At 27.2% G+C, this 20,665-nt stretch carries 27 protein-coding genes and 5 pseudogenes; 25 read left to right on the plus strand and 7 right to left on the minus strand.

Annotation, left to right across the window (positions count from 1 at the left end; translation table 11 throughout):
* Positions 1 to 217: 217 nt before the first annotated feature.
* From BG_RS04525 to BG_RS04855, 24 genes and pseudogenes are all read left to right on the plus strand, one after another.
* Positions 218 to 1,357, plus strand: a pseudogene (locus tag BG_RS04525) (anti-CBASS protein Acb1 family protein).
* A gap of 11 nt (positions 1,358 to 1,368) precedes the next feature.
* Complete coding sequence (locus BG_RS04530; RefSeq protein WP_011187177.1) at positions 1,369 to 1,896, plus strand: DUF1357 family protein; 528 nt, start codon at positions 1,369 to 1,371, stop codon at positions 1,894 to 1,896.
* Positions 1,897 to 2,024: 128 nt separating this feature from the next.
* Entirely contained in the window at positions 2,025 to 2,156 is a 132-nt protein-coding gene (locus BG_RS04890) for a hypothetical protein (protein WP_011187178.1), read from the plus strand.
* Positions 2,128 to 2,271: a DUF228 domain-containing protein gene (locus BG_RS04895; RefSeq protein WP_309546635.1), complete on the plus strand. Its 144-nt coding sequence runs from the start codon at positions 2,128 to 2,130 to the stop codon at positions 2,269 to 2,271. Before BG_RS04890 ends, BG_RS04895 begins: the two co-directional genes overlap by 29 nt.
* A 16-nt stretch (positions 2,272 to 2,287) precedes the next feature.
* Positions 2,288 to 2,488: a DUF228 domain-containing protein gene (locus tag BG_RS04900; protein ID WP_259740472.1), complete on the plus strand. Its 201-nt coding sequence runs from the start codon at positions 2,288 to 2,290 to the stop codon at positions 2,486 to 2,488.
* A gap of 30 nt (positions 2,489 to 2,518) precedes the next feature.
* A complete protein-coding gene (locus tag BG_RS04540; protein ID WP_011187180.1) occupies positions 2,519 to 3,463 on the plus strand; it encodes a hypothetical protein in 945 nt (314 codons plus the stop codon).
* A gap of 3 nt (positions 3,464 to 3,466) precedes the next feature.
* Entirely contained in the window at positions 3,467 to 3,808 is a 342-nt protein-coding gene (locus BG_RS04545; protein ID WP_011187181.1) for a DUF3890 domain-containing protein, read from the plus strand.
* A gap of 115 nt (positions 3,809 to 3,923) precedes the next feature.
* Complete coding sequence (locus tag BG_RS04550; protein ID WP_011187182.1) at positions 3,924 to 4,298, plus strand: DUF1506 family protein; 375 nt, start codon at positions 3,924 to 3,926, stop codon at positions 4,296 to 4,298.
* 85 nt (positions 4,299 to 4,383) lie between these two features.
* On the plus strand, positions 4,384 to 4,668 hold the full coding sequence (locus BG_RS04555) for a hypothetical protein (RefSeq protein ID WP_011187183.1): 285 nt from the start codon (positions 4,384 to 4,386) through the stop codon (positions 4,666 to 4,668).
* Positions 4,649 to 4,819, plus strand: coding sequence for a DUF764 family protein (locus BG_RS04905; RefSeq protein WP_011187184.1), 171 nt, complete (start codon positions 4,649 to 4,651; stop codon positions 4,817 to 4,819). The genes BG_RS04555 and BG_RS04905 overlap by 20 nt, the downstream gene beginning before the upstream one ends.
* Positions 4,807 to 5,196 (plus strand): DUF764 family protein, encoded by a 390-nt coding sequence (locus tag BG_RS04560; protein WP_244286638.1) that lies wholly within the window; start codon positions 4,807 to 4,809, stop codon positions 5,194 to 5,196. Before BG_RS04905 ends, BG_RS04560 begins: the two co-directional genes overlap by 13 nt.
* Positions 5,197 to 5,231: 35 nt before the next feature.
* A pseudogene (locus BG_RS04565) lies at positions 5,232 to 6,302 on the plus strand (DUF787 family protein).
* Positions 6,302 to 6,724 (plus strand): DUF1463 family protein, encoded by a 423-nt coding sequence (locus BG_RS04570; protein ID WP_011187188.1) that lies wholly within the window; start codon positions 6,302 to 6,304, stop codon positions 6,722 to 6,724. Before BG_RS04565 ends, BG_RS04570 begins: the two are co-directional and overlap by 1 nt.
* A gap of 42 nt (positions 6,725 to 6,766) precedes the next feature.
* Entirely contained in the window at positions 6,767 to 7,258 is a 492-nt protein-coding gene (locus BG_RS04575; protein WP_011187189.1) for a DUF1473 family protein, read from the plus strand.
* Positions 7,251 to 7,474, plus strand: a pseudogene (locus BG_RS04770) (DUF1322 family protein). The gene BG_RS04575 and the pseudogene BG_RS04770 overlap by 8 nt, the downstream one beginning before the upstream one ends.
* A gap of 8 nt (positions 7,475 to 7,482) precedes the next feature.
* On the plus strand, positions 7,483 to 8,049 hold the full coding sequence (locus tag BG_RS04840) for a hypothetical protein (RefSeq protein ID WP_011187190.1): 567 nt from the start codon (positions 7,483 to 7,485) through the stop codon (positions 8,047 to 8,049).
* 21 nt (positions 8,050 to 8,070) lie between these two features.
* On the plus strand, positions 8,071 to 8,802 hold the full coding sequence (locus tag BG_RS04845; RefSeq protein WP_011187191.1) for a hypothetical protein: 732 nt from the start codon (positions 8,071 to 8,073) through the stop codon (positions 8,800 to 8,802).
* 154 nt (positions 8,803 to 8,956) lie between these two features.
* Positions 8,957 to 9,455, plus strand: a pseudogene (locus BG_RS04585) (DUF792 family protein); the annotation flags it as partial.
* Positions 9,456 to 9,493: 38 nt separating this feature from the next.
* Positions 9,494 to 10,261 carry a hypothetical protein gene (locus BG_RS04590; protein WP_011187194.1) on the plus strand — a complete coding sequence of 256 codons (768 nt, stop codon included), beginning with the start codon at positions 9,494 to 9,496 and terminating at the stop codon, positions 10,259 to 10,261.
* A gap of 144 nt (positions 10,262 to 10,405) precedes the next feature.
* Positions 10,406 to 10,636 carry a hypothetical protein gene (locus BG_RS04595; protein WP_011187195.1) on the plus strand — a complete coding sequence of 77 codons (231 nt, stop codon included), beginning with the start codon at positions 10,406 to 10,408 and terminating at the stop codon, positions 10,634 to 10,636.
* Positions 10,637 to 10,674: 38 nt separating this feature from the next.
* Positions 10,675 to 10,938, plus strand: a complete 264-nt coding sequence (locus BG_RS04600; RefSeq protein WP_011187196.1) for a hypothetical protein — start codon at positions 10,675 to 10,677, stop codon at positions 10,936 to 10,938.
* Positions 10,939 to 11,015: 77 nt separating this feature from the next.
* Positions 11,016 to 11,983 (plus strand): annotated as a pseudogene (locus BG_RS04605) (DUF693 family protein).
* A complete protein-coding gene (locus BG_RS04850; RefSeq protein ID WP_226047813.1) occupies positions 11,944 to 12,312 on the plus strand; it encodes a DUF777 family protein in 369 nt (122 codons plus the stop codon). Before BG_RS04605 ends, BG_RS04850 begins: the two are co-directional and overlap by 40 nt.
* Before the next feature lie 47 nt (positions 12,313 to 12,359).
* Positions 12,360 to 12,515 (plus strand): hypothetical protein, encoded by a 156-nt coding sequence (locus tag BG_RS04855; RefSeq protein ID WP_011187200.1) that lies wholly within the window; start codon positions 12,360 to 12,362, stop codon positions 12,513 to 12,515.
* Between the two features lie 52 nt (positions 12,516 to 12,567).
* Here BG_RS04855 and BG_RS04615 read toward each other — a convergent pair whose 3' ends face one another.
* The 4 genes from BG_RS04615 to BG_RS04630 all read right to left on the minus strand — a co-directional run bounded on the left by BG_RS04615 (position 12,568) and on the right by BG_RS04630 (position 16,389).
* Entirely contained in the window at positions 12,568 to 13,785 is a 1,218-nt protein-coding gene (locus tag BG_RS04615) for a hypothetical protein (RefSeq protein WP_044007980.1), read from the minus strand.
* A 480-nt stretch (positions 13,786 to 14,265) separates the two neighbouring features.
* Positions 14,266 to 14,478, minus strand: coding sequence for a hypothetical protein (locus tag BG_RS04620; protein WP_011187202.1), 213 nt, complete (start codon positions 14,476 to 14,478; stop codon positions 14,266 to 14,268).
* Between the two features lie 99 nt (positions 14,479 to 14,577).
* Positions 14,578 to 15,411 (minus strand): hypothetical protein, encoded by an 834-nt coding sequence (locus BG_RS04625; protein WP_011187203.1) that lies wholly within the window; start codon positions 15,409 to 15,411, stop codon positions 14,578 to 14,580.
* A 354-nt stretch (positions 15,412 to 15,765) separates the two neighbouring features.
* Positions 15,766 to 16,389 (minus strand): hypothetical protein, encoded by a 624-nt coding sequence (locus BG_RS04630; protein ID WP_011187204.1) that lies wholly within the window; start codon positions 16,387 to 16,389, stop codon positions 15,766 to 15,768.
* Positions 16,390 to 16,635: 246 nt separating this feature from the next.
* Here BG_RS04630 and BG_RS04635 point away from each other — a divergent pair, with 246 nt between their 5' ends.
* Positions 16,636 to 16,815: an Lp6.6 family lipoprotein gene (locus tag BG_RS04635; RefSeq protein ID WP_044007981.1), complete on the plus strand. Its 180-nt coding sequence runs from the start codon at positions 16,636 to 16,638 to the stop codon at positions 16,813 to 16,815.
* Positions 16,816 to 16,974: 159 nt separating this feature from the next.
* On the opposite strand, the gene BG_RS04640 is transcribed toward BG_RS04635, so the two are convergent.
* The 3 genes from BG_RS04640 to BG_RS04650 all read right to left on the minus strand — a co-directional run bounded on the left by BG_RS04640 (position 16,975) and on the right by BG_RS04650 (position 20,416).
* Positions 16,975 to 17,931 (minus strand): complement regulator-acquiring protein, encoded by a 957-nt coding sequence (locus tag BG_RS04640; protein ID WP_011187206.1) that lies wholly within the window; start codon positions 17,929 to 17,931, stop codon positions 16,975 to 16,977.
* Between the two features lie 166 nt (positions 17,932 to 18,097).
* Positions 18,098 to 18,928 (minus strand): complement regulator-acquiring protein, encoded by an 831-nt coding sequence (locus BG_RS04645; protein ID WP_011187207.1) that lies wholly within the window; start codon positions 18,926 to 18,928, stop codon positions 18,098 to 18,100.
* A 168-nt stretch (positions 18,929 to 19,096) separates the two neighbouring features.
* Positions 19,097 to 20,416: a complement regulator-acquiring protein gene (locus BG_RS04650; protein ID WP_044007982.1), complete on the minus strand. Its 1,320-nt coding sequence runs from the start codon at positions 20,414 to 20,416 to the stop codon at positions 19,097 to 19,099.
* Between the last annotated feature and the right edge of the window lie 249 nt (positions 20,417 to 20,665).

Raw genomic sequence — 20,665 nt, forward strand, 5'->3', positions numbered from 1 at the left:
TTTAAATGAATTTTAATATTTAAATTTTACATATAAATATTATTTGATAATAGATATTAAATAATAGCGGTTTGCATAAAAAATCGTTTTTGATATAATAATGTATAATGATATTTAAAAAAATGATTAATGAATTTAAAATGGAAATATAAAATAAAGAATCCCAAATTAGTCCTGTTAATGTTTATACCGGTATTCAATTTTTTTTAGGAATTACATAGAAAGTACAGCAGAAGATGCGCTTAAGAATGGAATTAATTTAAGCTTACTTAAAACTTCTACTTTAAAAGAAAGCAGAGAGTTTCTTTTAGGTTCAAAGGTTGAATTTAAAGAAGCTCTTTTTGAAGCAATGGTAAGCTATAGATTTAATGGAGCAGGCTATATTTTAGTAAAACCCAAAGGTGAGGATGAAGATTTAAGTAAAAAGGTTAACAGCGAATTACCTACAGGTTTTAAATATTTAGATTTTCAAAAAATTATTAACAAAAGAGAATCTGATTATATATAATACCTTTCAAGTTCAAAAGACTTAGATGGTGTTAACCAAAAGGCAAGGGTTATAAAAATAGATAAAAGTAGAGTAATAATTTATGAAAATTATGATTATGTTTTAGGATTACACGAGCCTGCTTATACACAAAGTTTGCTTCTTAATATTTGTCTTTTAGAACAAATTTATTTAGAGATGGAAAAAAGAATAAGAAATTATAATTTTTTGTTTTACAAAGACGAACATTTAGTGGGACTTATTGAATCTTTAGAACTTGCAAAAGAAGAAATTAATGTTTTGGTAAACAATAATAAAGGCAAAATATTTTCTAGCTTTTTTAAAGGTCAAGAGCCAAACAAAAGTTTCTCAGCATTAAGTAGCGCTTCTAGCAAGCTTAGCATAGAGCTTAGTAAGATTAAAAGCACTCTAAACAATGATGGAATTTTTTATACAGCATCGGAGAATGCAAGCCCAGAAGTAATAAAATATGACTTAGAGTTTTTAAAAGACGCATTTGAGCTAATTAAAGCAAAAATTGTTGCTGATACTAAGGAGCCTCTTACTAGAAGTTTTAATGAGCAGGTCAAAGGACTTGGTAGTAGTGGTAAGGGAGACAAAAGTAATTATTATGACTATTTAAAAGGCGTACAAGAATCTGTTGCTAATGCTTGCAATATTAAGCTTAACAAATATTACAGATTAACTATGAAGTTGAATAATCTTGAAGTCTTAAGTTATGAGCAGAGACTTGAGAGAGACAATTTACTTCTTGATGTTTATTCTAAATATTTAGAGTTAATTAAAAATGAAAACTTAAGTCACAAGGCAAGAGAAAATTTAAAAGAACAATTAAGTTTAGTTATTTAAAAGGAGTAATTATGAAAAAAATGGCGGCAAGCGTAGATTGCAAAACTAAAAACGACCAAGAAGATTCAAAAAAGTTAAGCTTAAATAATGAAGTTTTAAATAACTCTTTAATTAAGGAGTTTTTAGAATATCAAAATCTTAAAAATGCCAATAATAATTCAGTAAGTTTTTCCAACAATGATCTAAGAGAATCTGTTGAAATAAATAAACTTGCAAATGATAATTTAAGCTTTGAGTATAATACAGAAAATCTTTTAGCAAAAGGGTATTTTTTTAAAGATGTTGTAAAAGGCCAAGCCGAAGAGCTTATTAGAAAGTATGTAAAAGCAACTCAAATCTTAGCAATAGCTGGAACTAATAACCTTGATGAGATTGATTCATCTTCTCGTGCAATACTAATAAGGGTTGCAAAGACCAATATTGATCAGAATAAGAATGCTGAAAATTCATACAAAACAATAAATTTTGAAAGAATAAAAGCAAATCAAGGAAATAATTTAAGAAACAAAAATATTTTTTCAGCACATATTATGATTTAAGAAAAGCAATGCTTAACGAATGGGAAGAGATTAAGCGAGAATTTTATTGTAATAAAAAAGCATTAGCTTAAATTTTTGTAATTTAAGCTTTTAATAAAAAATTAATTTAAAAAAGGAGATATTTATTAATGAGTGATTCAATTGATTTCAAAAAAGAAATAGAAAAACTAAAAGCATCAAAAGTAGAACTTGAGAGTCAGCTTGAAAGTTTAAAAAAATCAAGCTCAAAAAATTGTTTTAGACAAATTACAAAGTGTTAATGCTAACAGTTATCCTGTGTTTGAGAGTAATTGTAAATTTCAAGATGAGGGATTTTATTTCGCTCAAAAAGGTGTACTTAAAAGCTCTTTTGCTGATAAGTTTGAAAATTATTAAGCTCAAGATTTTTGCTATGAATGTGGGGGTTAAGCTTATTGTTAATGGCGCACATTTACAAATAGCAAAAGGCGGTGGTAGTGATCTTTATGGGGTTTGCGTAGACTTTGATGATTTTTCAAGAACCGGTACGGTTGTTCCAATGAGTTGTAGTTTTGAATGTGTTTTGATTGCTAAAAACAAAACAATTAAAGCAGAAGAGATGTTTGCGGAGTAAAAGTTCTTTTTTGGGTCAAGCAAATAAAAGATGCAATTTAAAATCGGAGAATTTAAAATGGATGAGAATATATTAAATAACGACGAGTATTTAAACACAGTAAGGGATGTTTTAGTGAAAGAGTGTCCAATTCCAGAATATTATCATTTTTTAGATTCACAGCAAATAGAGAGTAGTAATATTTCTTTTAAAAGCGATAGAATTATCAAGTGGTATTCTAATTTAACAGACATGCCCACACTAAAGGTTAATGATTTTAACACAGTCTCAACAATAAAGTTTCAAAGACAAATAGTAAAAATTAATTATTTGCCTTTTCAGTATGCATTTAAATACTATGCGTCAGATGGGAAAGTTAGTGTAGAGGCAAATACAAATATTAACATAAAAGAAGGACTTCTAGGCGCAATAATTGAGATACAAAAGTTAATGAGTGCTCATTATTTAAAGGGCGGAATTGCGTTTTCAAAAAAGAATAAAAGAATCCTTCTTGTTGATGAGTTTAACAATGAAACTATGTATGGACTTTTAAATCTTCCAAACCAAATAGACAAAACAGTTAAACAGACAAACATATTAGATCAAATAAAATCAATAAATGATGATCTTGGAAAGATTAATTTAGAAGATGAAAGAAAAGTGCCTTTTAAAATACTTACAACTAGCAAAATCAAAGGTCGTTTGCTCGAGAGACTCCCAAACAATAATTATTTATACAAAGACATGCTTTTTAATTTTATAAGTGCAATAAATAATGATGCGAATATTGAGCTTGAGACCACAAATTTATTAGACGATGAAATTTTAATATATCCAAGAAGCAGTAAACTACTGCTTTTTAAAGACGGTCATCAGCCGATATTAAATTCATACACAGAAGTTTCAAGTAGTAATTTTAGAACAAATTTTCTTGATTTTTCTATTGTAACAATTTTGGCAACAAAAAATTCAATTTTTAAAATAAGATTGAGCTAAAAAATGAATAAAAGCAAAATAAACACTGATCAGGTCTACCAAGAAAAGCTAAAAACTTTAGATGGTGATAATCTTGAACCAGCTTTAAAGGCAGTATATGAGCAACTACTTGAACTTTTAATGCTTGACTTTAAAGATCTTAGCACTAAAGAATTTTCTTTATATTTAAATTTACTTGAAAATATTTTAATTCTTAAGAGAATAAGAATTAAAAGTTTAAATGATTCTACAATGTTTGTTCTAATTTATTATTTTGTTGGTTGTGAGTTAAAAAAGCGAAACAGATTAAAAGAGGTTTTAATTTTAATTACATCAAGTCTGAAAAATTTAAAGAGATATTATTAGAATATTTTCCCGCAACTCTTGGCAGTAGTAGCAGTTGTGGGGGTGATTTTTGTAAATATTTAGACAGTTTAATAGAAGATTTAAAAATAAAAGATTCTTTAATAGGAGTAGCTAAATGAAATCTTTAGAAATGATTAATGTCAGTTTAAGTAATATTATAAACACATATTCACAAGATCTTTTTTTCTGTAAATTTAGAACAATCAAAGATCCAATTAATGCATCTTATGAAACTAGATTTAAAAGTTCTGATGCTGTTGCTTTTAAGGGAATATTTTTATTAATAAGTCCAGAAGAAGTAGTTGAGATTGACGGTGTAAATATTTTTGATAAAAATAGTTATGCCAAGGTGTATACTCTTTTCAGTTTTAAATTTGAGTACGGAGATTTAGTTAGAGTCAGCGATGATTTTTATTCAATTTTAGGGATTGAGAAGAGCTACAAAGAAGGTCTTAATTATATCACATTAGTTTTAAGGAGTTCTTGTTAAATTTTAAAATTAGATTTAAAGACATTGACTTTTTAAATAAAGAAAATAAAGTTAATATATCAAATCGGAAGAACTAGAAAAAGAGATGCCTTTAAAGCTGGCAAAGGCTTTTTACGAAGAATTTTATTCTAATATTTTTTCAAACAAAGGAATAAAAACAGCTTTTAGGAAATCTATTAAAAAAGGACTTGTTGAAATAAAAGATCAGTTTAGAGTTTTTTCTAAAAATTATTTACTTAAAAGGCAAGTAGACCTTAATACTAAAAGAGCTTTTAATGACAAAGAATTTAAAATCTTGATTAATAACATTGAAAAACTTAATCTTTCAAAAGCAAAAGAAAAGGACAGTCATGATTGTAGGACTAAATGAATCTGTACAGTTTTTAATAAAAATACTTACAAAATTTAAACAGTATTTAGAGCTTAAAGAAATAGAATTAGAAATTGTAAATACCTATAACCACCCTTATTTGGAGAAGTTTTCTACAAATGTCAGTAATTTAATTGTATTAAAGTATTAAAAAGCGAGTCTTTCGAAGGGCTTACTCCCAGAAATCTAGGGGGTAGAAATTTGTTTAAAACATCTAATGATTTTAGATTAAGGTTTTCGCTTTATTTTTTAAGTTTTCCCTTTCTAAAGACTTACAGAGATTCTTATGAGACTGTTTGCAGAGTGTATGAACATTTTTTGGAATTTTTACATGAGAATAGATTTCGTTTTGAGTTTAGAAAAGAGCTTGAGAGTGATTCTTATTTGCTTTTAACTTATTATATTTACTCGATTAGTAATTTAAATAATGATGGGCTACTTGGTGTTTCTAATAAGAGAAGCAATATGTGTTTTAGTTTTAATCAGATTTTTTTTGCAAACATACAAGCTTTGGAACAAGAAAGATAAATATTTAAAAAAACAAATTTAGAAAAGGAGAATAAATGCCAAAAGATACAATAAGCGTTAGTTTGATGCAAAACAGACTAGTTGCCAATAAAATTAATTATTACAATCCGCTTTTAATCTACAAAAGCAATACTTTAGCAAGTAAACATTTAGCATTAAGTGTTACAAATTTTGAAGAGCTTCTTAAGAAACTTGAGATACGAAAGGGTAAAGAGACTGATTCTTCTAATAAGAAAATAGCAGAGGAGCAGTTAAGTGCTTTATAAAAATCAATGGGTGATTTTTTTGGACAAGACGGACTTAAGTCTGTTGATTTTTATGTTTACAATCAGATTAAAGAGATTAAGGATTTCTTAAAATCTAATTTGCATCCGTTTGTGGTTTTTTTAAATGAATCAGGAGATGCTCTTAGTAGTGATTTTGAAGCTATTAGGAAAGCTCTTAATTTTATTGTAATTTCTACTAAAGAGAATGGTTTGCCAAATTTTTTAAAAGGCAAAGACAAGGGCGAGCTTAAAAACATTATTGCTGTTTATAGCGGCAATGAAAATTTGCATCTTAAGTTTGCAGCAATGTATTTGCATCAAGCAAGCATTTTTCATGCTGTTAATCCTTATGGGATGATTTTAAATTCTACTCCTATTTATGATGATTCTCTAATTGATTCTCTGAGAAAAGCTAATATTAATTTTTATTCTCTTTTAAATGAAACTGGTAATGACGGCATTTTAGCTTTTAAATAAGATGTAACTCTTTCTGGGGATCTGATTGATGAGGCTTTTACGCTTTATTATATTAAAAATGAAGCAATCAAAGAACTTATTAGGATCTGGAATAAAAATAGTAGAGTTAACAGCAAACTTAGTTCTTTAAATTTGGACGGTAATTTGCCAAACGAATATACAGCGGGGCTTGAATGCTTTTTCCATGAACTTAAAGAGAGAGGACTTATTGTCTTTTATAAAGAGATTAGGCTTAAAATCAACTCTTCTGAAGGCTTAAGTTTAAGTTTAGAAGTTACGCTTAAGTATAATGACAGCTTAAATAGTGTTAATTTAATAATCACCGCACAAGAGATAAATGAATATTTAAGGAGAGCATCATAATGAAGGAATATTATTCATTAGATTTAATATTTGTCAGCTTTAATGACAATTTAATAGACAGAGGTACTCTTGAGTACAGTACAGAGCCTAATGTAATGGCTAAAGCAAGCACAGAAGACAGAAATTTTCTAATTTCAAGCTTTAGAGATCCAAGAACGGTTGTTCATATTTTTGATTTAGAGATAAGCAAAGGATCTCTTGATTACAAGCTCTTAACAAGGCTAAGCAATGAGCAATTTTACGGGAATTTACCAAAAGCTAAAAAATTAAAAAGATTAGTATTTAACGATCAAATGGGATTAAAGATTATTTCAAACAGTGCATTTTTTGCAGAAATTCCAACTAGAAAGTATTCATCTGATAATGATACGGTTAAGTTTACAATTCATGCAATAAATTGTGATGTTGAGAAAGCAAGTTGAGTTAACAATTAAAATATTTTAATTAAAGGATAAGAATTTAAAATGAGATACAAGTTAAAAATATTAACTAGAGCCAAAACACATAAATACGTTTTAAAAGATATTCCAATGTACGAGTGGGACAATGTTTTAGGATTTGATGTTGAGCGAGATGAACTGATTAATAAGCTTAATGATCTTAAAACATTAAAAGAAATAACTAAATTAATGATCTCAAGAGGATTTTTAGATGAATTTTATGAAATCCTAAATAAAGAGAGAAGATATTCTGAGCTTTATAAATATGCTCTGCCTATAATTCTTTTTTTAGTTCAGTATTCACTTTTTCAAACAATAGAAGGATTTAAAAAGCCTGGTTTGGTTTACATTGAAAGTTTTCAAGACAGAAACGGCGATTATATTAAGTATGACTACATTGATGAAAGGTGGAGTTATGATTTTTTAATTACAAGTAGCAAATCTTTAGGCTTAAATCAAGAAGATTCTTTAGAGGCTAATCTTGAGCCTTTATTAAAAGAAGGCGTTAATGAATAAGTCAGAGATTGTAACTAATTATTTTAAAAATACATAGACTATTTAACAAGAGACGCCAATAAGTATTATTTTCCTATTGTAATGGGCATTTGTACATATAGAGATGTTAAAAAAATGAGCTACAAGGAGCTTTTAGAGGTTAACCGAGTAGCTAATTTAAAGCTTAATAAGGAGGAAATGTACGAACGGTTTTTGTCCTGTAGTGGAGCGCTTTAAAGATTTTTATGTACGAAGAAAACAATAATGAAGATAAATTTACAATTACATTAGAAGGCATTCTTGACAGAAATGCTACTAAGAGTAATTTTAAAAAAGAGCTTTTAAGTTTTAAAAAGGAAAATTTTTTTAATCAGACTGGTTTAAGTCCAAAAAGTAGTAAAGATTTTTTATCTTTAAGTTTTGAAAGACTAAAAAGCCCTGAGAGGTTTCAAAACGACAATCTACAAAAATCAGTAAGTTTTAAATCAAATGCCCTTAAAAGCAGCCCTTTTAAGGATTTTTTTAACCTAGACTCTTGGAAAAATAGTCTAGAGAGTGTTTTAAAAGACTTAGATTCTTCAGACAAAAGCGGTTTGGCTTTTAAGCATTCGGTAGCTAAGAACAATATTGGTTCTTATTTTAGGCCAAAGGTAGACAAATTAGATTTAAATTCTAAAGGGCAATATTCATATTTTAAAACTGAAAATATGAAAAATGCTTTTAAGCAAAATTTCATTAGTAATTCTAATAAAGATCAAACCAATAAAACATTTAAAGATTTTGGATTAAATTCCAATTTTGACAAGATTTAGCTTAACTTTTCAAAGGATGATTTGCAAGAACCAGTATGGTTTAGAAACGAAAATAATCAGATTCTTTGGGAAGATTTAATGTCTTTTAAAAAACTTTTTAAAGACTCAAGCTTGGTTAATTTTTTAAATATAAAAAATGGTTTTAACGATTTTAAATTACCTTTAAAGGAATTTCAAAATTTAAAAGACAAAAAAATTTTAGAACCAAGTCTTGATTTAGAACCAAGTCTTGAAAATTTTATTTTAAAAGATAGTGAAAGAGAAAGTGTAAATAAAATGCTAAAGGGGCGGAGATCTTTTGAAACAGAGTTTGAGAGAAATGATTTTTTAAGAAAACTTTATGTTCTTAAAAGTTCACAAAATTCAAATTTAAATGATTTTTCTTTTATGGTTGAGCTTGCTCAGAAATTGAAAAATGACGGTTACGCAAAAAATGATTCAAAAACTATTGGCCTAATAAGCGATTTTCTTAATGGTGAGAATAATTTAGAACAAGTTTTAAGCAAAAGCCCAACAGTTTTTTTAAATAATCAGTTAAAAGGTGAGCCCGATGTTTTAAATAGCAATAAAATAATAAACAGTGTTTCTCAGCCAAGATTAGATTCACTCTTAGAAAAAACTTTAGAACTTTTGGAATGGGTTAAAAGTTACGATTTTACTAACAGTGTATTATACCCTTTAAGGAATACTTTTTCAAACCTTGGTAATATTTTGGGCAGGCATTTGAAAGCTTACCTTTGGTTGAGTACATAACAAATTCGCTAAGAGACGGTGATGGATTTAATTTAGGAGGAATTGATGATGATTCTGGAATGCCTTAGTAAATTAAAAGGGGTTTAAGGTGATTAAAAATCAAACTACTAGGTTAATAGAAGATGTTGTAAATCAAATTTCAAGTTTAGCAAGCATTTCTAATTTTGTTTTACTTTTTCCAAGGCTTGATTTTAAAGGACCTGGGTACATTCTCCAACTGTTTTTTTATTTTTATAAAGCATGATCTAATAGAAGAAAATCTCTCAAGCATAAGCTCAGACCGTGCGGTAATTGATTTTATAAATACAAAAAGTGAATATGTAAACTTTAACATTGCTCCAAGGCCCGAGATTGTAATAATTAATAAAGGGATTTTGTCATCTATTTATGACAAAACTTTAATAAGAGCGCTAAAAGAAACTCCTTTTATGAACAGTGTTTTAGAATTTAATAGTAATTTTATAAAAATGCAATTTAGACAGAGGTTTAACTCAGGTATTTATTATAGCATGTACAGTCCTTCAGTAGGATTTCATGAGGTAGTAAGTATTAATTTATTAAAGCTTAAAGACACAGTTTATTTAGAAGAAGTAGAAGTTAGTTTGCAAGTAAAAATTTGCAAAATGTTTAATATTTCAACCTATAAAGGTTAAAATATTAATTAACAAAGCTTAGTATTGGGAGAATATTAATGAGGCAATTTAAGCTTATTTTGATATTTTTTTTATTTATTGTTTCAATAATATATGCAAGTGTAGTAAGACCATTTGATTTTGAAAAATGGAATTTTAAAAAAGACATAGATTTGGCTTATGTATTAATGCATGATGTTGATAATGGGATTTTAATCAAATCTCAAGATAAAGCTGGCAACATTAAAAGTCAGGAAATACTTGCTAAACTTAATAAGTTAAAGGCTTATTCTTACAGTTTGCAGAAAATAATAAAAAAGAGACTTGCTAGGAGTAGATTTCAAAAAGAGGTGGAATTACCACTACTTAAGATCTTTAGAAAATATAAATATTTAACAAGAAATTATAAAAATAAAAGGTTTATTGAAAATCCGGAATATACAAAACTTATTTTAGAGAAAAATATTAAAAAAGTTGTTTTTCTAGAAAACTATTTTCGATCTAGGCTTAAGAATGTAAAATCCCGTAAAGAGATTGAAAAAAGAATAAATGCTAATCAGAGCAGTTTCAAGTCCCCAAAGGATAAAACTAGCAGTTCTCTTAAATCGAAGTTTTCAAGCTCTAAAAATTCAAAAAGCCCGCAGGGTTTTAAAAAATGTAACAAAAGACGATTATTAAAAAAGTATGATCTTAATCGGGCAGATGGCGAGCTTTTAGATGATTTAGAAAATGAAGATCTTGAGAATTTGGAAAATGAAGATTTTGATGAGCCCTACAGTGAGGACTACGGTTTTACTGAAGAGACTCAAGATGAAGATGAGTTTTGATCTTAAACAGGACGAATCTAGCTAAAAATTTTTTAGATTTGAATATTTTTATTTAATAAAGCTTTAAAAGCTAGAATAATTTTGATTTAGGGAATATTAATGAGATAATTACTTTTAATATCTTTTTTTGTTTTGAGTTTTAATTTGTATTCTTACGATCTTAAAGATGATGAAGAGATTGAAGTCAAATTTTTATACGAAGAAATAAAAATTGGTGGCAATTTAGCTAAAGATCATTCTGTTTCTTCTGTTGAGAGTTTAATACAAACCGCAGTTGATAAAATAGGATCTGAGAATATTTTAAGCATTGAGCGCAATATAACTTTTAATGGTGTTTCTGTAATGGTAATATATAAAGTTAAAAAGCGCAGTTAGTAATTAATTAGCAAGATTAAGGCAAGTTGGTGTTATTAGTGAGAGACTTTTTTTTAATTTTTATTTTATTTTTTTGTTTAGCTTTTAGTTTACATTCCTATACTGTTGGAGATGATGGAATTATTAGGGTTAAGATTTTTAATTTTAACCTTAATCAGCAGAGATCTTTTAAAAAATTAGAAAAAGATTTAAGACTTTTTATTAAAGAAGTAGGTTCAAAAAATGTTTTAGACATTAATCATAAAATTTTGTTCACAGGGGTAGAGGTTGCTGTGATGGTGATTTATAAATCAAATAAATAGTAGAAGATTAAATTTTACTGGTAATGATGATTTATCAATTAATTTTTTAATTTAAAAAGGAGTTTTATTTAAAAAAGATGTTAATATTTCAATACGATTTTAAGATTGAATTTTACAATGCAGTTGATTCTAAGAATAGCATTGGTGGTAGACTTGCAGATCTGAGGCCTAGAGTTGTTATTGTGACTCAAAATGGTGTGCCCGATTTGAATATTGTTATTAAAAATACATATTCTTTGAATAATTTAATTTTTGGCAAAAAACCAAACTTCAAATTTTAAATGTGTCTTTAAAATTTTCTGATTTTAAGACTTCAGATATTGTAAAAATTTATTATAAGAAGTTTACAAATCAGCAAGATTATCAATTTATTATGGCTGGGTATTTGGAAGCGCCTGTTGAAAAAATTGTTGGTTCTGAGAATTTTAGTTTTGAGTGTGAACTTTATCTTTTGTCTAAGGCTACCTTTTTAGAGAGAAAGTTTGAGTATAAAAATTTCAAAGGCAGTACTATTGCTGATGTAATTAAATATGTGTTTAAGGATAAAGCAATCTTTTTGATGAATGAGCTTGAAAAAACAAGGGTGATTAACGAGAGCTTTGCTTGCAACTCAGCAAAAGGACTAATAGAATACTTAAGGCGACAAGGATATGTTAATTCCGTTGTTGTTGACATTGGAAATCTTGCTCAAGATGTCGATTCAAAATTTATTTTTACTAATTCTAAGCAGTTTGTTTCTGGCGAATGTAAAAGTCTTGAAGATTTTGGACTTTTATCAGTGCCTCAAAGAGATATCGGAAGTTCTAAGAGTCCTGGTTTGAGTTTTTATAAGGCTCTAGTGATGTTTACTCACAACATTAAAATTAGAGATAATCTAAGCTTTAAAGACAGGAATGTTAATAATATTAACTGTAAGGTTAAAAATACCAGTGTCAGACTAAGTAGTATCAGAGAATGTATTTTAAATCTTGAGCTTTACTCAGAGAATAAAAAAGGGAATGTATTATGGGAAATAATGATTTTTGTGTGGAGCCAGGCAGCTTAAAGGTTTCTTCTGCTTCTATTTTAAAGCAGTATCTTTTTGAGAATGTTTTTATTTGCAGAATAGGTGTTATTAAAAGTTTTGACTATGCAACTCAAACAGGGGTTGTTACCATTAAAGAGTATGAAGGTTTAGAGATTATTACCAGGAATATATCTAACTTTAATCTTGATTTAGCAGAAGAAGATGAAGTACTTTTGCTTCAAAGTAATTTTAATATTTTTAAAGAAAGTGATAATAATTATTTTAACAAAAATTATTTTTATATTCTAAGTGTTATATTAGTCCTAATAAAATTGGCATTAAGCTTGATTAGCTTAGAGTTAGTTTAAAAGATTTAAATACACAAAGCGAAAATATAAAATTTAAAGCTAAAAAATTGATTATTGATGTAGATAATATTGAAATTAAAGGTAATTTAAAGATTAATGGAACTAAATTCGAAAATCATATGTACAGTTCTGGTATTTTAATGTATGTTAATAGTAGCGGTATGCCAACAACTACAACTGGGAAAACAGGTCCAATTGCTTGAATTAGTATGCTAATTCACAACTTAGTAGTTTGTTTAGCTTAGCATAAGTTTATTAATAGGGCTTTTGGTGATTATTTTCTACCAATAAGATTAAATTTCTTACTTGGTTTGCAAACTCTTTTGTTGCATCAATTATTTTGCTGAGGTTGTTAGCTGTTAATTTAGGTTGAACTTTTAGTTGTTCTTTTGTGTTTTTGTATTCATTTTTTACTTTAGTGAATTTTTCAGCCAAAACTTCATACTCTCTAGCTACCGATTCGTTGTAAAGCTTTGGGGTTGGATGAAACTTTGATCCCAAGTTCCAGTTTATTTGGCTTGAGTTTTCTTTTTCTTTCCATTTGTTGGCAGCATCTATTACTTCTTTTATGGTGCTTATTCCTAAGGGATCTTTAGTGTCTTCAAAACTAAGCTCACTTTTTTCTAGCTCTTCAAGGAATTTATTTTTTGTTTTTTCTATGTTCTTGGTATCAATATTGTTTGAGATTGAGCTGTTTGTTTTGTTTTTAGAATTTTCCGGATCCTTTAGTAAATTTTCGGCATCAAGATTTAAAAGATCTTTAGATTTTTCTAAACTCTTTATTGCATTTAGTGCTTTGTCTAGAGATTTTCTAACTTGTTCTGCATATTCTTTTGTTATTAAGTTGCCATCTTTACCTAAAGATGCGTCATGCTTTTGGAATTGATTTTGTATTGGAGTTTTTTCAGTTCCGCTTAAAGTGCTATTTTCTTTTTTTTGATCAAAAATTTTGTCTTTTTCATTAGTATTAATTTCTTCTTCAGTTGGATCAAGTATTGTTTTCTCGTCGGCGGTGCTTAGAATTTTGAATTCTATTGTAGTTGGATTTAAAGATTTTTGAATATTGGGGTCTAATTCTTGTACTATTATTTCATCAGAAGCTCCGATTAACAATAATTTTTCTTGTATTTTTGCAATTTCTTCTTCTGATTTGACCACATTTGCTTCTTCTAGTATTTCTAGGGGAATTAAGCTTTCAGATTCAGATTTTAAGGAAAATTCTTGTTTTTCAGGTTCAATTTTTTCAATTTCTAAAATAGGGGGGATACTTTGATTTGTTTTTGCTTCAAGTTCTTTTTTAAAGTCTAATTCAATTTGTAAGCTATTTTTAATAACTTCTGAAATATTTTTTAAGTTATATTCATTTAAGGCTTTGTTTTTATCATTCGCGTTCATATTGGCATTACAGCTAATAGTCAGTAGCAGCGCAAGTATTGAGAATTTGTTTAAAACTTTTCTAAGCTTGCCTTTCAAAGCCTTATGCTCCTTTTGAAACAAGAATATTAAAATATTATACTACATTTTACTCGATTTTTATTTGGATTTTAATTTTAAAATATAAAAAATCCCCCGTTAGGGGAATTTTAGGGGGGTATCATAGATTTTATTTTATTGTTTTTAATTTATTATTCTTACTAATTTGTAGAAATGAAATAAATTTTTAGTGTTTTACCTTTGGTTTATTTTTAATTTGGCGTCGAAGTAGTGGCGCTGTTTAAAAAGTTATTTTTATAAAATTCTCAGCACCATTCTTCTCTTTTAATATTGATGCAAAGGATTTGCTTTGTACTAAGTGTATAGCATACTTTAAATTTTTCAGATTTATTAATAAAGGAGAACATCGGGTGATATTCGATGTTCCTTTGAATATATTAATATATTTAAATGTAAGCTTGAAATTTTAAATATTAACCTAATGAAATGTTTTTAAAATTTTAAAATGATTTGATTGTTCTATTCAATCTCTTCTTCTTCTTCTGAATCGTTATCAGCATTTTTTTCAATTGCGGGTTTTGAGCATGAATCTTGTTTATTTTCATCTTTTTTTTCTTGATGTAATTCTTTAACTACATTGTCAAGAAGAGAATCTATTAAAACCCCACGACCAATGGCGCTACAAGACATCATAAATACTAAAAACGAAATAAGTATTATTTTTTTAACCATTTAATCATTCCTTTAACCTAAGCAATTTAATCTTAATTATATATCATAAAATTATATTTATCAATTAAAAATATATTATTTTAAAGCTTAATATAATTTTTAGATATATTCTTCTTGAATTACTAATTTTAGACTATTTATGTCTGTTAGTATTTCTAAGATTTTAGTAAAATTTTTGCTCATTTTAAAGACCTGATTATGAGGCAATAAGTCTAATTCTATATAATTTTCGCTAATAGATACTTTATTGTAATCTATTGAATGGTAATCTTTGTTATTTTTTATTTGAAATCTATAGATGGGATTTAAGTACTGTTCATTTGCACCTTTTTCAATTACATCTTTAAGACCGAGTAAAACATAATTTTTAGGATAAGAGAAGTCGTTTGGGGGATTGAGCATTATGTTAATAATATTGTTATTATTTGGGCTTTTAAGGTTTAAAACAAATAAGAGATCTTGATTTTGGAAAAAATTCTCAATATTTTGAATTTCTTTAAGTTTTTTGAAAGTTATTTTTTTTGAGTCTGATTTTGAATTTATTTTTGAGTCTAATAATTCTTTCTTTATTAAAATGCTTAAAGACTCTACTTTCCCCTTTTTATAAAAGATTTTATCTTCTGCTTGTTGAAATTCATTTTCTCTATTGATGCTAAAGTCAACAGAAAATGTTTGAATTGGATAAGCTTGTTTGTAGTAATTTTCAATGCTTGTTGGGTTTTGATTTGATTTTCTTATTTCTACTTTTTGAATTGATACTACAGGAATTATTTTTGCTGCGGGCTTTTGATCTTGATTTTTTTGATCTTTAGCTTTTGAAGCTTTAGTTTTTGAAGCTTTAGCTTTTGAAGCTTTAGTTTTTTGATTTTGATCTAACAGATTGCAGGATAAGATTAAAATTCCTAGCAATATTAAAATAACCTTTTTACCCATTTATTGCGCCTTATTCTTTATATATTAATTATACCTTATTAATAATTAATAGTGTATTTTAAATTGTATTAGATTCAAAATATTTAAAAATAGCATACTGTTTATTTTTGCAAAAAGAAGTTCCCAATTTAATAAAAGAACTTCTTTAGAGGTAGTTAAAAGTAGTATCAATTTTTATTGATTAATAAACTCAAGTTTTAAAGCAATATTTAACTATTATTAAGTATAGCGCATCTTTTGAAAGATTGATTTTAAGTAGTGATTATTTAAATTTATACAAAGAGGACTCGCAGTTGAGAGCCTCTTTGAAACGTGTGTGGGAAGTGTTTAATAAATTATTTTTATTGATTAAGACTATTTAATGAATTCTTTTAATTTTGAAGCATTGGTTAATATTTTAAGCGTATTGTAAATATTTTGACTTACTTTAATGTAATATTTTTTATTAGAATAAGGGGAATAAATAAGCTTAACTTTATTTAGGCTTTTTTGAAATTTGGTAAAGCTTAAATATTTCCAGCTATAATTGGTTGATACATAAAATGAGCTTCCAAATTGCAAATCACCGGATTTATTTTGGTTTAAGATTGCTTTGTTTATGCTCAATAAACTGTGGTAATGAAACAAGGGCATTAAATTGATTTCTCTTTTTTGTTTATCTTCGAAATTCAAACAACATCTTATGTAATTATTGTCATAAAAATAAATAAAATCTTCATGATTTTTTAATTTAAGCAAATTGCTTAAACCTTTTATATCCATACTCTTTTTGTGAGCTAATATGCTTATTGATTTTAGTTTACCTTTTGTGAGTGTAATTTGATCGTATTGGTCTAAATATTGTGCTTCTGATTTTATTTCAATTGTTGCATTTGAATCTATGTTATAAGTTCTAATATAAAATTGTGCACAAAGAATAGGGTTTAATGGCTTTATATGTTCGCTTTTGTAAGTGAAATTAGTTTTAAATGCAGGCATATTCAGCTCTTATAATATTAAAATTGTTTAAATTCTTTTTAAAAACACTCAAAGGTGTATACATATAACTATCTAATTATTCCTCAGTCCAATTTATTTGTATAGAATATCATTTTATACATATTTTATCAATAGTTTATGAATAATTTTATAATATTATTTTTTGAAATAAATAATCAATTAATATTGATTATTTTAAAATTATGTTTTAATATGGTATAAATTCTAAAAAAGGAGAATTAAATAATGACAAAATTGATGTACTCTATGTTTTTAAGCGCAATATTATTTGTTGCTTGCGAAACCACAAAAATTTCAGACGAAATGGAAAGCACTATGAATGAGGATTCAAAGGTTACAGCTCCAATGCCAGCAGAAAAATCTATGAAATCAAATAAACAAACTATGAAGTCAATGAAAAAGTAATAAGCTTTGCTTTTACTTAATTTAGAATGCAATACTAGCAATTTTTAAAAAAAACTTTTTGATTAACTTTTTTAAAAAAGTTTTTAGTTTTAAAAAATTAAACTTAAAAAAAGAAAGAGATCCATAAAAATCTCTTTCTTTTTGCATTTTAAACCAATATTACTGAATTGGGGCAAGAATATTGGTAGTTGTATTTATTAAATTTAAAATTATATTGTGAATGTCTGTGAATTGAGCTTTTGAATTTTTTGATATTATGTAGTCATTTAATTTTGAAATGTCAGTTCTTAATTCCGGATTAGCATTGTAGTCCTTAATAATGTCATCTACATCTTTTAGCCATTTCTCTTTAAGTGGTATAAGTTTATTAAAATCATGGTAGAGTGTTTTCAAATTAGGTTTGTTTAGATGTTGTATTTTGTCTTTTACATTTAATGTTCTTAAGCTGATTTCTTCTATTGCTAATTGAATGCTAAAGCCTCTGTTTATAAGGATTTCTTTAACTAAACTTCGGTAGTTTGAATCTTGGCTGAGTTTTGATAAAATTTTCCCAAGATTTAAAATTTTGTTTTCATTGAAATTTAAAGATGTATAAAGAATTCTTCTTTCATTTACATATTCGTTGTCGTCAAAAGTTACTGTTGAGCCTGCATTGAAAAATATTTTACTAAATATTTCTGCTTTCATTTCAAATTGGTCATCAGGTTCGCCCTTGTTAGCATCAATCTCGCTTATTTGAACAATATCCTCAGATCTTTCTAATATTTTTTGTATTAATTCTTTAGCCTCAGGGTCTATTTGCTTTAAAGCATTAGCATTATTAGGCTGTTTTAAAGCTGCTGCTGAATTTGATTTGTTTTTTCCAGCTGTTTTGGGTGGATTTTTTAGGGTATTAATAGCAACAAGCAGATTGTCTACTGTTGGTTTTTTATTTTTAGCATTTTTAGACAATTTTTTCATCTTTGATGAGTTATTTTCGCTTTTAGATGTTTTTGTCTTTGCTTTTTTTTGTTTCTCTTGATTATCGTCTTGATTAACCTCTAACGAGCAAGAAAGCAAAATTAGCCCAGTTAATATATGCAATAAAAATATTGCAATTAATTTATTATTTTTCAAAATGTTATCCTTCAATAAAAATTTTAAGTAATTAATTATTAATTAATAATTTTAATTACTCAATTTATAACTTTAATTCAAAATTGTTATTGTACAAAAAAAAAATCGAAAAAAAAGAGAGCTTAAGCTCTCTTTAGGTTTAAAGGCTTTAATAATTAAAATTTTTTTAATTATTAAATTTAAATAATGTGTCTAATTGAATTAATGCTTGCTCTGATTTAAAGCAAAGAGAAATCATTTTCTCTTTATATAGCTTTTGGATATGATCTTTTAGCTTTTCTATATCGTATTGCAGCTCTAAGGTAGAGTTTGAACTTTTGATCAATGTTTCTATTGTATTTAGCCATTCTTTTTTTATTTCGATTAAATCAACAACTAAAGCATAAATTTCTTCTAAAGTAGTTTCTTTTAGCCCGTTCATGTTAATTGCTAAATCTTCAAGTGTAACTTCAAATCTTTGTTGAATTCGCATGCCCCCTGATATATTTTTTATTATCTCGTGCGCTTTTGGGTTTTGATAAAGCTTTTTTACAATCTCTGCTAAATTAAAAATGTCAGTAGTGTTGTAGCTTAGTGATGAATAAAATTGTCTTCTGATTCTTTGAGATTCTCTTAGGCCGGAGTTCATTTTTTCTCTGAGTTTTGCTCCATTTTGAGGATTTGTTTTGTAAACATTAATTAGTTCAAACATGTTGTCTTTTAGTCCAAATTGGCTAGGTATTTCTGTTTGAAGCTTATCTCTTTTTATTATTGCCATTTCTCTTTCTAAGATTTCAGAGAGCTTTTGATTTATGCTTTTGTTGTTTTTTAGAATCTTTAAGTCTTTTGTTGATCTTTGATGTTCTTGTTTTTTTGTGTCTTCTTGAGGAATTGGTTCATCGTAGGTTGCTTCTGTATAACTTGCTACTTTCTTCTTATTATTTTCATAGTTTAGCTCACAAGAAAAAAATGTTATTATCCCCAATGTTATTAATATTAATAATTTTGGTTTATTCAAAATTTAATCCTTTAATAAAAATTTAAGTAATTTTAATTATTTAAAATTAATACTTAATGATTTAAATTTAGTTCAAATTTGAAATTGAACAATAAAAAAAGAAGAGATATCCTCTTCTTTTTTTTATTAAATCTTTGTAAAATAGTTTATTTTCGTTTTTTAAATAAACTATCTGATTTCTGTTATGTTAAGGTATAGGTCAAGAGCAGACTGACGAGCATCTTGCATTTTATCTAAATACTTATTTTTAATGTATTGCCCTAAAGATTGAGGATCATTTCGTTTTGAATTAGAGCTTGTATTTGTAATAATGGCGTCAGCGTAATTTAACCATTCTTTTTTTTCAGCTAGTATTGAATTTAGTTTTGATTCAAGCTCTTTAAGCTTGTCTTTAAAGGTATAACTATTGATTATAGTGTTTAAGTACTGTGTGTTAAAGCTTTCAATTTTTTTCTCTATTTCTTCTAATGTACTTTCTAAAGAAATTTGTATTCCAAGCCCTGATATTATTAATGATCTGATTAAGCTGTGATTTTGATTCTCCTGGTAAAGGATGTTCATTATTGATCCAAATTCTGTAGTTTTAGCTTGATCAAAATCCATCATTGCATAGAGTCTATTTCTTTCACTTTCTGCTTCTGGTGTGTTAGAGCTAAGTTGTGGTGCGGAACCTCGATCAAAAACCGAAATATTTGAAATAACATCTAATAGAGTAAATGCAGAATCTTTCATTTTAAATTGATCGTAAGTTTCTCTAAATCCATGGTTGTGTGTTTTGTTTTTTTCTTCAGCAATTCTTCTAAGAAGGTTATTTTTTAGCTTTTGTAATGGACTATTACCTGAATATACTGGGACAACAAAGCTTGGCTGAGTTTGGTGTCTGTAATTGGTGAGCACATTATTGCTTTGTGAATTGTTAAAGTTTGTCTGGCTTGTTGGTTGACTAAAACTAGAACTAAAGGTATATTGTTGAGGTTTTATAATGCTTTGGTTAGGAGTGCTTGTATTATTAGGCACAGTTTGAATTGCTTGAGCAGATGCTATTTGTTTTGGCGGTGTAGCTTGTACATTTGTTGCTGGACTTGCTACTGGGCTTGCCTGACTTGCTGAGCTTGCTACTTGACTTGCTTGACTTGCTTGACTTGCTTGATTTGCTTGATTTGCTTGATTTGCTTGATTTGCTTGATTTGCTTGATTTGCTATTTGCATTGGATTTCCCGGATTCACTTGATTAGCTGGATTTAAACCTTGCAAGTTGTTATTTTTTTTTGATTGCGTGTTTTTTTGCAGTCCTGCTACTTTAATGTTTGTTTTATTTTTAGTAGCATTTGAGCCTGTGTTAATACTTATCTTTGCTTGATCATCTGTTGAGCTATTTAAAAGTTCTTCTACTTTGTTTTTATAATCTTTGTTTAGATTAGCATCAATTGTGCAAGAAGACAAAAACAAGGCTATGCACTTTAAAGGTATTAATGATTTAATTTTCAAGATGTTATTCCTCGATTTCTTTTTAATGAATTTTAATAATCAAAATTAATTAAAATTTAAAATTAATTACTAATTAATAAAAACTTAGTTCAAATTAAAAAATAATCAATAAGTATAAATAAAAAAGAGCAAAGGCTTTGCTCTTTTTTATGGGTGTGCTTATCAGTTGTTGTTAAATTCCCAGAATTTTGTTGTTTTTAGTTTGGGCTCTAATTAAGTGAAGTTAAAAAAAAGAAGAGAAGAATTAAC

The organism is Borreliella bavariensis PBi (assembly GCF_000196215.1).
Classification (GTDB): Bacteria; Spirochaetota; Spirochaetia; order Borreliales; family Borreliaceae; genus Borreliella; species Borreliella garinii.